Source organism: Candidatus Dedyshia acidiphila (assembly GCF_051025295.1).
Lineage (GTDB): Bacteria > Acidobacteriota > Terriglobia > Terriglobales > Acidobacteriaceae > KBS-83.
In genome coordinates this window covers 22353-35135 of record NZ_JBMGJV010000042.1, presented here as the reverse complement: position 1 = coordinate 35135, position 12783 = coordinate 22353, and the positions used below count along the sequence as shown (strand labels likewise).

Annotated in this window: 11 protein-coding genes, 1 tRNA gene and 1 pseudogene; 10 read left to right on the top strand and 3 right to left on the bottom strand. The window is 64.5% G+C overall.

Annotation, left to right across the window (positions count from 1 at the left end; genetic code table 11):
* Together AC5IJH_RS15260 and AC5IJH_RS15255 are read left to right on the top strand one after the other, a co-directional pair.
* A pseudogene (locus AC5IJH_RS15260) lies at positions 1-276 on the top strand (MFS transporter); the annotation flags it as partial.
* Positions 276-503 carry a hypothetical protein gene (locus AC5IJH_RS15255; RefSeq protein WP_491903687.1) on the top strand — a complete coding sequence of 76 codons (228 nt, stop codon included), beginning with the start codon at positions 276-278 and terminating at the stop codon, positions 501-503. The pseudogene AC5IJH_RS15260 and the gene AC5IJH_RS15255, both read left to right, overlap by 1 nt.
* Before the next feature lie 104 nt (positions 504-607).
* Here AC5IJH_RS15255 and AC5IJH_RS15250 read toward each other — a convergent pair.
* Positions 608-683, bottom strand: a tRNA-Ala gene (locus tag AC5IJH_RS15250).
* A 170-nt stretch (positions 684-853) separates the two neighbouring features.
* Here AC5IJH_RS15250 and AC5IJH_RS15245 point away from each other — a divergent pair.
* The 8 genes from AC5IJH_RS15245 to AC5IJH_RS15210 all read left to right on the top strand — a co-directional run bounded on the left by AC5IJH_RS15245 (position 854) and on the right by AC5IJH_RS15210 (position 10134).
* Positions 854-1438 carry a hypothetical protein gene (locus AC5IJH_RS15245; protein ID WP_491903686.1) on the top strand — a complete coding sequence of 195 codons (585 nt, stop codon included), beginning with the start codon at positions 854-856 and terminating at the stop codon, positions 1436-1438.
* Between the two features lie 227 nt (positions 1439-1665).
* Complete coding sequence (locus AC5IJH_RS15240) at positions 1666-2394, top strand: sigma-70 family RNA polymerase sigma factor (RefSeq protein WP_491903685.1); 729 nt, start codon at positions 1666-1668, stop codon at positions 2392-2394.
* Positions 2391-3068, top strand: a complete 678-nt coding sequence (locus tag AC5IJH_RS15235; protein ID WP_491903684.1) for an anti-sigma factor family protein — start codon at positions 2391-2393, stop codon at positions 3066-3068. Before AC5IJH_RS15240 ends, AC5IJH_RS15235 begins: the two co-directional genes overlap by 4 nt.
* Positions 3069-3168: 100 nt before the next feature.
* Entirely contained in the window at positions 3169-4974 is a 1806-nt protein-coding gene (locus AC5IJH_RS15230) for a tetratricopeptide repeat protein (protein ID WP_491903683.1), read from the top strand.
* A gap of 52 nt (positions 4975-5026) precedes the next feature.
* The gene (rnc, locus tag AC5IJH_RS15225; RefSeq protein WP_491903682.1) at positions 5027-5887 is read left to right on the top strand and encodes a ribonuclease III; all 861 of its coding nucleotides are present in this window, start codon (positions 5027-5029) and stop codon (positions 5885-5887) included.
* Positions 5884-6711 (top strand): signal peptidase I, encoded by an 828-nt coding sequence (gene lepB, locus AC5IJH_RS15220; RefSeq protein ID WP_491903681.1) that lies wholly within the window; start codon positions 5884-5886, stop codon positions 6709-6711. The genes rnc and lepB (AC5IJH_RS15220) overlap by 4 nt, the downstream gene beginning before the upstream one ends.
* A gap of 42 nt (positions 6712-6753) precedes the next feature.
* Entirely contained in the window at positions 6754-7551 is a 798-nt protein-coding gene (lepB, locus tag AC5IJH_RS15215; protein ID WP_491903680.1) for a signal peptidase I, read from the top strand.
* Positions 7552-7554: 3 nt separating this feature from the next.
* Positions 7555-10134, top strand: coding sequence for an AsmA family protein (locus AC5IJH_RS15210; RefSeq protein WP_491903679.1), 2580 nt, complete (start codon positions 7555-7557; stop codon positions 10132-10134).
* A 5-nt stretch (positions 10135-10139) separates the two neighbouring features.
* Here the strand turns inward: AC5IJH_RS15210 and AC5IJH_RS15205 are convergent, their stop codons facing one another.
* Both AC5IJH_RS15205 and rlmB read right to left on the bottom strand, forming a co-directional pair.
* On the bottom strand, positions 10140-11939 hold the full coding sequence (locus AC5IJH_RS15205) for a M1 aminopeptidase family protein (RefSeq protein WP_491903678.1): 1800 nt from the start codon (positions 11937-11939) through the stop codon (positions 10140-10142).
* A 14-nt stretch (positions 11940-11953) separates the two neighbouring features.
* A complete protein-coding gene (rlmB, locus tag AC5IJH_RS15200; RefSeq protein WP_491903677.1) occupies positions 11954-12748 on the bottom strand; it encodes a 23S rRNA (guanosine(2251)-2'-O)-methyltransferase RlmB in 795 nt (264 codons plus the stop codon).
* Positions 12749-12783 lie beyond the last annotated feature (35 nt).

The following is a 12783-nucleotide window of genomic DNA, read 5'->3' as shown; positions in this document are numbered from 1 at the left end:
TTTTTTGGCGCGGGGTACTTCAGCGGCTTCGCCGTGATTGCCAGTGAGTTGTTTCCTACCGCCGTGCGTGGGTCGGCACTGGGCTTCGCGTACAACATCGGGCGCGTGGTGAGCGCGGCAGCTCCGTTTCTGATCGGCCGCATCTCGGAGGGTGGCGGCGGTCTCTCCGCTGCGCTCTGCGTGACCTCAGGTGCGTTCCTTGCCGCTGCACTGATCGCGTCCGCCCTGCGCTCGCCGGGACCAGCCACGCTGAACGGCGCGGATTGGGTCGCGTGATGAAGGCTTACAAGAACCTTGCGGGGACGTCAGCCATCACCCACTACGACATTGGGGCGGATTACATCGATCTGGTGTTCAAAGGGGGAAAGACGTACCGGTACACCTACGCGGAACCGGGTGCGATCCATGTCGAACAGATGAAGGCACTCGCGGCATCCGGAGGCGGTCTCACGACATACCTGAATCAGAATGTTCGGAAGAATTACGCTTTGCGGCTTCGCTAAGAAGGTCCCACTCTGGATCCAGGCGGGCTAGACGCGCTGATCAGCCTCGGAAAAACACGCGGTCGCCGCTACCGTTTGTAGGGTGGAATCTATCCGGGGAAGATTGGTGGACCTGATCGGGATCGAACCGATGACCTCTTCCATGCCATGGAAGCGCGCTCCCAGCTGCGCCACAGGCCCACTCGGGGACAGCCAAACTCATCTCATTCTCGACGAGTAAGATAAATTCGTCAAACCTCGAAACACTTCCCGGAGCTCTCTTGCCCTCCTGCACGTTCCGTTCTGCCCTGGTTCTATTCGGCGCCTCCATCGTGTGGGTGTCTGCCCTGGCGCAAGCTCCGCAAACGCCAATGGCTGCCCCCTCCGTGGCGCAGGCGCGCCAGCAGGCCACCGCACAGCTCAACGATTCACTCCAGCAGACAAATGTGGCGATCGATCGGCTCACCCGCGCCCTTGATTCGATCAAGGTAAGCCGCTGGAAGGCGCCGGGTGATGTTCGTGATACGGCACAGTCCGATGTGCAATCCATGCAGCGGGACCTGACCAACACGTTACCGGGCCTGGTCAGCGCGGCCCAGGCGAACACGGCCAAGGTGGGCGCCGCGTTCTCGGTGTACCGCAATGTGGACGCCCTCTACGACGTGCTGCTGCGCGTCTCCGAGACCGCACAGTTGGCCGGGACCACCGATGCTCGCACGCTCGAGGATCAGCGCGCCTCGCTCGAAACCAGCCGCACGCAACTGGGAACCGCCCTATTGGCGGCAGCGCAGAGCCAGGACAACGAAGTCGCCCAGTTGCAGCGCATGGCGGCTTCGGGCACCCCAGCAGCCGCCCCCGCCGCGAAGACTGTCGTGGACGATGGTCCTCCAGCGAAGAGCCGGACCCGCCGCTCGCATAAGGGCAACGCCGGGGCCGCCGCGCCGCCGCAGCAGTAAAGCCGTGTCGCAGACCGTAATGGGAAATCTCAGCAGAGACACTCGTCCCGCTGGAACAAATCTGTTGCACCGGGTGTCTACAGGGAACAGGTTGGGCAGGATTCTGAGTGAGCGCTGCCCCGCCCTGCCGCCGGCGGCATCTATCTGACTCGAGTACCGTGCCAGAGGGAGCCCGGCGCTGAGGCGCGGGCTCGCCGCTTCCTGCTACTGTATGGGGATGCACGGGGATGCAGGCAGGGACAGCGTTGGGCAATCTCGCTAACGTATTCGGAGCGCAGTCGGCGGCACGGCCCGACGAGTCCCGCGTCATCGCGGAGCTCCAGGCCGGGTCCGAAGAGGCCTTTGCCTCTCTCATCGCCCAGTACCATGGGCCGCTCTATTCCCTGATCGCCCGCACCATCCCTGACCCTGCCGAAGCAGCCGACATCACGCAGGACGTCTTCATCAAGATCTACCGCGGGATCGGCGGCTTTCATGGCGACTCCAGCCTGCGCACATGGATCTACCGCATCGCCCTGCATGAGGCTTCCAACCAGAGGCGGTGGTGGTGCCGGCACAAGCGGCGCGAGATTACCATCGAGCAGGAGCTCTCCGCCAATGACGGTGAGCCGTTCCAACTCAAGGACACACTGGTCGATCAGCACGAGTCTCCCTTCGATCTGGCTGCACACGCCGAGATGCGCCAGCAGGTAGAGGCTGCGGTGCGCGAGATCCCGGAGCCGTTTCAGACTGTTGTTGTGCTACGCGACATCGAAGGCTTCGGCTATGAAGAGATCGCCGAGATTCTGGACTTACAACTGGGCACGGTCAAAAGCCGCTTGATGCGCGGCCGCGCCCACCTGAAGGCACGACTGGCACCGCTGGTACGAGCCTCGGGAAAACGTGACGCTTCTTCCCCGGACTGCTCATCGAACGGACACCGGCCCACGCTCCACGGGCTGAGGGAGGTCAAGTGAGCACCTGCAGTCGTGTGCAGCGGCAGTTTTCGCACTACCTCGATGGCGATGTGCCGGGTAAGGACATGCTGGCCCTGACGGAGCACCTGCGTGACTGCGCGGTTTGCTCTGGTGAGTTTGCTTCCTGGCGCAGAAGCCAGGCCATGGTCGCTGGTCTTGGCGCGTCCAAGCCGCCGGCGGACCTCGCCCTGCGGCTGCGCGTCGCGATCTCGCAGGAGAGTCGTCGCACGCCGCGTGAACGCCTCGGCCGCTTTCAAGTGCGCTGGGAAAACAGCTTTCGCCCCTTCCTGCTGCGTGCTGGGGCAGGTCTCGCGAGCGCCCTCTTGTTGATCGGATCGGCTGGCATGCTTGTGGGATCGATGACCTCACCGGATTCGGTCGAGGCGCAGGACCAGCCGCTCGTTGGGTCGAGTGCGCCGCACCTGCTCTATTCCTCCTTTCAGGTAGACGAGGCTGTGGGACGGCGGGATGACCCGATCGTGCTGCAGGTCTTCGTAGACGGCCGCGGCCGCGCCTACGATTACAAGGTTCTGTCCGGTCAGGTGGATGAGCAGACACGTGCATCGCTCGATAACCTTCTGCTGTTCAGCGTGTTCGCGCCGGCGCGCTTCTTCGATCAACCGGTACGCGGCTCGGTCGTGATGTCGTTTTCCGGCGTGTCGGTCAAGGGCTAACAGCCGGGCGCGTTTCCCTATTGGGAGTGGCAGGGCTGCGGGTGACTGCATTGACCCTCCTCGGAGGCGCCTCGTAGACTGACCGGCAGGCCTCATTTCCATGCAGTCTCCCTTTCGCACATCACTCACGGCCGCGTTGTTGTTGAGTGCGGCGCTCGCCTGCTGCGCGCCATCTCGTTCAACAGCGCAGAACTCGTCTTCCTCCGCACCCACGGCTGACGGACAGGCCTCGTCGTCGAATGGCAACGCGCCGCGCGCCAGTCAGCAGGAGAAGCCTCCCTCTCTGATCGATCCGGCAGGTCCGCAGATTTCGCTGCAAACCAGCGAGGCGCTCTTCGATGTCGCAGCCGCGCTGAACTCCTGCGGCTACGACGCGGGGCTGGATCAGTCGGCGCCGATTCGGCAGAAGATGCGCGACCAGCTGAATAAGGCGCTGCAGGCCTCGCCCGACGCACAGACCACGCATGACCAGCTCTGCACATATATCCGGCAGCACCGGCTGTCTGACTCCAGCCACGATCTCTCGCAGTACGTCTCGCTTTCCCTCTACCTGACACCGCCTCCTGCACTGACCCCCGGCGTGGGGCTGACCGAGATGCCACCGGATTCGACCCAGGTGGTCGAGCTGCTTCCTCTGCTGCGGCGTTTCGCCGAGCAGGCGAACCTGCACTACCTCTGGATTTCGGCTCGTCCACAGTACGACGCGCTCGCGAATGGGCTGCACGATCCGCTATCGCGCATGATCGTCGCCACCAATGCCTACCTCAAGGTTCCGGCCACGGCCGACACACCCGCCCGCTTCGCTGTAGTCCTTGAGCCACTCCTCGATCCGGAACAGACGAATGCGCGCGTGTATTCGTCGGACTACGTCGTTGTGACTTCGCCGAATGCCCAGGGCGAGGTGCGGATGGACGAGATTCGTCACACCTACCTGCACTTCACGCTCGAGCCGCTGCTGTATGCGCGCGCCTCGTCGATGGACCGGCTGCTGCCGGTGCTCAAGAGCGTGCGCGAAGCGCCGCTCGAGTACACCTTCCGCAGCGATATCGTCTCGCTGGTGACAGAGTGCATGATCCGCGCAGTCGAAGCACGCACGATGGACACGGGGGTCGCCCCGTTCAAGATGCCGGCCGTCGTCCGTCACTCCGACTTCGAGCAGGTGGAACGCGAGCGACGTGGTGCGGAACAGAAGGCGGAAGCCGTGCGCCAGGCGGCCGTGACGCGGTCGATGGAGCAGGGGTACGTGCTGACTGCCTACTTCTACGATCGACTGATCCCATTCGAGAAGGAGCCGCAGTCGCTGAAGGAATCCATCGGCGAGATGGTCTACGGCATGGATGTGTCCGCCGAAATGGGCCGCATCAAGAAGGTCACCTTCGCCCAGCAGAATGAGGGGGACGTGGTGCGCCGCGGTTCACGCCAGTTGCGCGGTCTCGATCTGGCCGAGCTGAAGCTATTGAAGGGCGATGCTCCAGGAGCCGCTACCCTGGCCCACCAGTCTCTCGACCAGCACACCGGCGATGCAGCGCGTGCCGATTTCCTACTGGCGCGCTGCGCCGTGCTGCAGAAGAACATCGCAGATGCACGCCACTACTTCGAGGAGACGGTACGACTGGGCAAAGATCCGCGACTGCTTGCGTGGTCGCATATCTATCTTGGCCGCATCGACGATCTCCAGGATAGCCGCGACCAGGCGGTTGCCGAGTATCAGCAGGCGTTGGTCGTTCGTGACGGACAGCTGGATACCAAAGAAGCCGCCGAGCGGGGACTAAAGGAGCCGTACGCTCCGCCGGCAGCGGCACGACACAGTGACGATGACGGCGACGAGCCTGACCCGAAAGCAGCGCCGCCCGCGACGCAGAGCAGCCCCCCTTCCGGCACCAATCCCGCTCCGCCCCAGCAGTAGCGGGCGTGCGCGCATCCTATGCTGCCATGCACGGGAGAGGCGAGCTAATCTGATGGCGAGGGGAGATTCCGCCGAGATGGGCCAGCGCACGCTCGAGGCGCTTGAGCGCACCCTGAAACACCGTTTCCGCGACCACGCCCTGCTCGAGCAGGCGCTGACTCATCGCTCGCTTGCCTTCGAACAGATCACCAAAGACCAGACCACCAAAGATCAGGGCGGCAGGGATGCCGCAGCCGCCACCGAGCCGGAGCCTCGCCGCGCGAGCGTCGACAACGAAAAGCTCGAGTACCTGGGCGATGCCGTGCTAGGCCTGCTCGTGGCAGAGTCGCTCTATCGGGCTTTTCCCGCTCTCAGCGAAGGCGATCTGACGCGGATGCGGGCTGCTTTGGTGAGCCGGCGGCATCTCGCAGAGGTCGCCGAGTCGCTCGACCTGGGCAGCTACTTGCGGCTGGGCCGGGGTGAGGAGCGCAATGGCGGCCGCCAGAAAGCCGTTCTGCTCGCCAACTGCTTTGAAGCCGTGCTCGGCGCTCTTTATCTCGACGCTGGAATCGTCGGCGCGCGAAAACTTGTCGAGCAGGCGGTGATCGAACCCTCTGCAGGGCGACTGTATGTTGGGCTCGAGCACGGGGACAGCATGGGCGACCACAAGTCCGCGCTGCAGGAGTTGGTGCAGGCACGGGGCAGTGCGCCTCCGGAGTACGAGGTCCGGGGCGAGAGCGGGCCGGATCATCGCAAGCGCTTCGTCGTGGAGGTGGTCATCTCGGGCTCAGAGGGCCTGCCGTCGCTGACCGCGCAGGGCGCAGGCACCACGAAGAAACGGGCCGAGCAGGAGGCTGCGCGCATCGCTTGCCAGCAACTGCGCGAGCACGCATCCGCCGCGACAGAACAGGCACCGAAGAGTGCCCCTGCGTGAGTGTGTCTGCATTGAGCGTGTTCATGTCGGCCCCCGCGCCAATCTCACCTGAGGATCAGACACCCGCCGCCGCTCCGGCGCGGGCAATGCGTGTACATCACGTGGTGCTGCCTCACCTGCTCGATACAGTGCGCTCCAGCCTGATTGTGGTGGTCGTCGCGATGTTCATCCTGACCTTCCTGGTCCAGCCGTTCCGCATTCCTTCGGAAAGCATGGAGCGCACGCTGCTCGTCGGCGATTTCCTGCTGGTTGACAAGGCCACGTTCGCGCCCGCCGGCGACTGGGGCTGGCTGCTGCCCTATCGTTCGATCCGGCATGGAGACATCCTGGTCTTCCACTTTCCGCTCGACCCGGAGGAGCACGTCGTGAAGCGCACCGTCGGCGTGCCGGGCGATGAGGTCTCCATGCATCACGGCCTGGCTGCGGTGAACAACCGCCCCCTGAACGAGCACTCCGCCGTCTTCGAATCCGCTGATGAAGACATGTATCGCGATGAGTTTCCGCGCTACACGACCGGCGACCCCTCGGTCGACCCGGAATGGCGCCGGCAGATGCTCGGGCTGATCGAGAACGGGCATTTGCGCGTCCCGACTGACAGCTACTTCGTGCTGGGTGACAACCGGAACCATAGCCGCGACAGCCGTTATTGGGGCTTTGTTCCGCGAGCCGATGTGGTCGGCACACCGCTACTGATCTACTTCTCGCTGAACGAGCCCTCGGCCACCGATCCCACTCCGGCAACGGATGGTAGACTCGGCAACAGCGAGAGGGAGCAGCTGTTCGGCTTTGCCCGCTGGCGACGCATCCTGCGCATTGTGCGCTAGTTGCGGACCTTTCCTCCGCTCGCAATCGAGACCTGAACAGGCATGCCGGACACCTTACATCCCGCTCCCCCGACGGACGCTGTCGAAGCTGAGCCAGCCCTCCAGCGGCGGGACGAAACAGCTCTCGAAGCACTAGCCTCCTACTGTGCAGTGATCGTCGTCGGCCTGTTCGCGCTGACCTTCATCTTCCAAAATTTTGTGATTCCCTCGGGCTCGATGAAGAACACGCTGCTGGTCGGAGATCATGTCATGGCCGACCGCGTGACGCTGGCGCCACGCACAGCATGGGTGCCATTCGTGCACTACAGCAATGTGCAGCGCGGCGACATCATCGTCTTCCTGAAACCGGGTGAGCCGGACATGACCCTGGTGAAGCGCGTCGTCGGCATCCCTGGTGACCGGGTTCATCTGCACGAGGGCTACGTCTATCTGAACGGCGTGCGGCAGGCAGAGCCGCAGGCGGGGCATCCGGATTACAGCAACTACGCGGCGTACCGGGATGAATTTCCGAACGTGCCCACCTCGGAAGGTATGGGTGTGACGCCGACCTGGGCCAACGATCTGCCGAGCCATATCGAAAACGGCGATCTCGTCGTGCCGCCAGGCCAGTACTTCGCCATGGGCGACAACCGGCTGAACAGCCTGGATGGCCGCTTCTGGGGCTTTGTCCCGCGCGAAAACATCCTCGGTCGCCCGCTCTTCGTCTACTGGTCGTTCATCACGCCCGAGGATGACGATGAGCACATCGGCATGGGCGAACGCGCGCAGCAGTACAGCCACACGGTGCTTCACTTCTTCGACCAGACGCGCTGGCGGAGGACGCTGCACCTGGTTCGCTAGATCATGGCGGCCGGGAACTCGCGGCGCCGTCCTCTGCTGATCGCGGCAGTGATTGGACTGCTGATTGCCGCGGCTTTGGCACTGCCGCCTTTTATCAACATCAATCGCTACCAGCGACAGATTGCGGCCAGCCTGCAGGCCGGCCTTGGCCATCCTGTCGAGATCTCAGGCATAAAGCTGGTGCTGCTGCCGCGCCCCGGCGTCGAAATCGCCAATCTCGTAGTCGACAGCAACCCGGGGTTCAGCGCGGAGCCCATCCTGCAGTGCTCGAGTGTGACGGCGGGATTTCGGCTGACATCGTTGTGGCGCGGACGGCTCGAAATCTCACGCATCTCGCTCGATGAGCCGAGCCTCAATCTCGAACGCGCACCCAGTGGTGAATGGAATTTTGCGTCCGTGCTGCTGCAGGCCGCGCGGACGCCCCAGGCGCCGACCGGGCGCGCGCTACAGCTTACGCAGAAGCGCTTCCCCTATATCGAAGCCACGCACGCGCGCATCAACCTCAAGCACGGCCCAGAGAAGTTGCCGCTCTCCTTTCTGAATGCCGAGATCGCCGTGTGGCTGGAGAACCCGAACGAGTGGCGCGTCCGCTTCGCTGCACAACCCACGCGAACGGACGTCAACCTGTCGCTCGCGGACACAGGTGTGGTGCGGGTCAGCGGCAGTGTGCGGCGCGCTTCGTCCACCGGTCAGTTGCCGCTCGATCTGCGAGCGGAGTGGCATGGCGCCCCGCTCGGACAAGTGAGCCGGATGCTCTTGGGGCAGGACCTTGGCTGGCGCGGCGAGTCGGCCGTCGATGCTCGCCTGCTCGGGACGCCCGACGAACTCGCGGTCGAGGCAACCGCCTCTGCGGCCGATTTTCGTCGCGACTCGGTCATGCCTGCGCGCGCGCTCGATCTGCACACGACCTGCAAAGCCCGCTACCATCAGGATCGCGGGCTCCTGGATGATATTCGCTGCGTGTCCCCCGTTGGAGACGGCCGGCTCGATCTGACGGGAACCGTCCGTACGATGCACGAGAGCCCGGCGCCTGCACTGAGGCTCGCGGTTGAGCATCTTCCCGCGTCGGCCGCCCTGGAGTGGCTCCGCCACATCGAGAATCTTGCCGCCAGAAACGTAAGCGTCACAGGCACACTGGACGGATGGCTGAACTACGATCCCTCGCAGGCCGCCACGCCTCGCCAGGTCCCCTCTCCCCATCTTCGCCGTCGAGCAGCGCAAGTGATGGTGCATCGCGGCCCCGGTTACTCGACCGCGGCAAGCGGCTCGCTTGCGGCAACACACCTCGCGCTGCACGGCGACGGCTTCAATCAGCTGCTGCCGGATCTACACGCGGACGTCGTCCCCGGCTCACCGGCGGCACTCGCCGTGCGCCCGGCACGCTTCGATCTAGGCGGTGCCTCGCCCATGCTGATAGAGGCCCATGCGACACGCCAGGATTTCTCGCTGCATGCCAGTGGAGTCGCGCGCGTCACTGCGCTCGAAGCGGCCGCCAATGCCTTCCGGCTCGCACCAGCGCTGGTGGGCAGCCTTGCGGGTCGCGGCACCGCCGACGCCAACGTGACCATCACGGGTCGATGGCTTGCGGGCAATGACGGCAGCGAACCGGAGCCACCAGCAATCAGCGGCACACTCGGCCTGCACGACGCAGCGTTTGACCCGTCGTATCTGCCAGAGCCGGTGCAGATCGGCACTGCGGTCGCGACGTTTTCGGCGAGGGACGTTCGCTGGAGCGGGATCGTGGCCGGCTTCGGAAAGACGCAGTTCACTGGCAGCCTCCGCATCCCGCTGCCCTGCCCTGCCCAGTGCGTGCGCAGCTTCGATTTCAGTTCGCCGGCCGTCAGTGTGGGTTCGCTCGCAGCGTCGCTGCGGGGAGACGATGGCGGAGTGGTCGCGGAGTTGCTGAACGCAGCACAGCGGCTGCGAGCCAGCGACCATCCGCCACTGCCTCCGGTCGAAGGCACCCTGCACGTCGCAGCGCTGATGCTGGGTCCAGTGAAAGTTGAAAGCGCCGCCACAACCATGAGCCTCCATGATGGGCGGATAGAGATCAGCAGCTTTGAGGGCCAGACACTCGAAGGCACATTCCACGCCACTGGTACGGTGACAGTCACCCGCACCCCCATGTACAGGCTGACCTGGCAATTGAGTCAGATCGACGCCGCCGAACTCTCTCAATTGCTGGGAGAAGACTGGGGTCCGGGAACGCTCGATCTTTCTGGGCGCCTGAACATGACCGGGAGTAATGCTGCCGACCTGAGCAGCACGGCAACTGGCAGCGTGGACTGGCAGTGGCGCGACGGCGGCCTGCCTCAAACGGCGGCAGAGACAGCCACCAGCAGTCCTCTCGCGCACTTTGATCGCTGGAGCGGCAGCGGCGTGGTGACCAAGGGCCGCCTGAGCATCACGGCCAGCGACCTCGTCGCCGGTGACACGACCACGAAGGTGAGCGGCACCATAGGGCTCGACCGGTCGCTGCATCTGCAGATCGCGGCACCGCGAACCGACACAGCAAATGCGAAGACGGACGCTGCTTCAGGCATCCTGACTGGCACCTTGGCTGCGCCGGTCGTCCAGCCCTGACGTTATCAGGGCGTGCGCACTATGTCGCGCCGATGCACACTTGCTTCGATCTCCGGCACCGAGCCGTCATTCACCTGCACCAGCCGTGGGTAGCCATGCGACAACAAGCGACGTGTGGCTCGCCCCTTTGCAGGAATGCGGAGGCGCTCCGTGACGGTTGCCTCCGCGGACGAGACGGTCACCGGCACATCCGCCACAGCGGTGCCATCATTCGCTACAGTGACTGCAACGATATAAACGTCTTCCCCGCTGCCCTGATTTGGCGTGACGTTGTCGATTGTGAGATCGGGGAGCCCTCGGTCGCGGTCCACCCAGTCGGCAAAAAACCAGTCGAGCGGCTGACCTGCGGCACGCTCGAGCAGCCGCTCGAAATACGTGGGCGTCGTGTCCTGTCCGGCGTCGTACTGCTGGAGAGCCTTTGCCAGCGCCGCATCGCCAACAATCTCGCGCAGCATCCAAAACACGTACGTTGCTTTGGTCCGGTAGAAGATCGGGTCGCGCGCGCTGCTCAGCGGCTCACCCGGGTCGTGCTCGGGGTCAGAGCTCTCGGCCAGGGTCAGCGCATTCCGCTGGTTGTCCAGTTGCGTGATCGCCGCAGCACGACCGAGCTGGTGCTCCGTCCATAGCGTTTCCATGAACTGCGCAATGCCCTCTGCGAGCCAGGGCCGCGTCGAGACGAACGCCGCATGGGCTAGCGCGTGACTCATCGGGGTCAGCAGTTGCTTGGGGTCGACGCTGGCCAGCCCGGTAAGCCAAAGAGCATCCTGCTCCGCCGGGCTGTCATCCGGCTCCGGCAAATCGAGAACGTTGAGCGCCCGCTTCGGTGCCATACCGAGCCACTGCGCGATCTGCGGCTGCACGATCGAGGCTGCCGTCATGTAGGCCTGCGGCGCTGCAGCGTCCTCAGCGCGGGCGTAGATCGAGAGATGGTCGCCAGACTGTGCCGTTCGCGAGGCGAGAAACAGACTCGGCGTGCCGAAGCCCAGCTTCGTCTCCGGCAGCGACACCGTTGCAATTCCCGGCAGGTCACCCGCTGGTTGCGCCACGACCTTCACCGGCACTGGCACGGCGTTCACAAAGGCAACGCTTGGCGCGGCGTCAGTGAACTCTTCTGTCACTGTCATCAATACAGACGTCTCGAGTCCACGCTGACTCTGTCGTCCGATCTCGCGGAACAGGCGATCACCCTCGCCGAGCAGCACGGGCGGAGCGCTGACCGGTAGCCAGAGCACGTTGCCGAAGCCGCGCAGGCCAGTGAAGCCGGTCCGGACGCCGTCCCAGTCCGTGGCGCGGGCCAACTCCGGCGGTGTTCCGATGCGGCGCAGGCGTGCGGCGGATGGCGCGAGTTCGCCGCTGTAGAAGACAGTCAGCTCCTGCTGCTGGCCTGCTGCCAGAGGAGATGGCAGCGTGATCAGAGCCTCATTCATTGAGCCCGTGTGATCCGCGTCGGTCGCGACGATGTGGTGCGTGAAGCGCAATGCCTTGCCCTGCTGGCTGATCGAGTGCCAGGCGAGCGTGGAGGAGACCTGCAGGGGGAGCGCGGTGAGTGGCGTAGTTCCCTGGTTGCGGACCGTCAGCACGGCCTTCGCATCCAGTCCCGCGTGCTCGGCATCCAGCTTCAAGTCGAGCTGGTAGCGCACGATGGCGGTCGATTCCCGTAGGGCGTCACTGACTTCGAAAACCGGTTCAAGCTCTGCCGAGGCAGGAGATTTCGCCGGTGTGGGCTGGGCGAGAACCGTGCCCTGCTGCGAAGTTCCCGGAAGCGACCAACCCAGTACCACCAGCCCAGCAGCCCAGCGTCTCAAGACAGCACCACGAATCACGAGCCGAGGCCCTTCCTTGGCTTCTTGCTTGGGGACGGGGTGGGAGTGGGCGCGCCCGCCGCTGCCAGCCGGCGCTGCCGGAAGGCCTCAAACAGCACAACCGCGCCCGCCGCCGACACATTCAAGGATGCAACCCGCCCCGCCATGGGAATGCGTAGCAGGTGGTCGCAGTTGCGGCGCACCAGGTCATGCAGCCCGGCGCCCTCGCGCCCCAGCACCAGCAGGCATGGCGTTGTGAAGTCGTAGTCGGTGTAATCCATGGTGCCGCGCTCGTCGAGCCCCACACACCAGATCTGCTCTGCCTTGACCTGCTCGATAGCGCGGACCAGGTTGACGACGCGTGCGATCCGGACATGCTCCGCCGCACCGGCGGACGCCTTCAGCGCCACCGCGCTCAGAGGCGCGGAGCGGCGCTCCGTCAGCATCACGCCCGTGACACCTGCACCATCGGCGGAACGCAGGAGCGCGCCCAGATTTTGCGGATCTTCGACACCATCGAGCGCCAGAAGCAGTGGGGTCTTGCCCGGCTGCTGGACAAGCAAGTCCTCCAATTCAAGCGTGCTGCGCGCCCGAACGAAAGCGATCACACCCTGGTGACCTGGATTGCGGGCCAGCACCGTCAATTGCTCGCGTCCTTCTGTCTTCACCCGCACGCCCCGATCGCGGCAGGCTTCGATGATCTTCAGCAGCCGCTGATCCTGGCGTTCCCGCGCAACCACGACGTAGTCGAAGCGCCGGGTTCCGGAGCGCAGGGCTTCCTCCACCGGGTGCAGACCGTACAAAATCTCCATGGACTTTCAGTGTACGCGGCGTGGCGGCGTCAGGA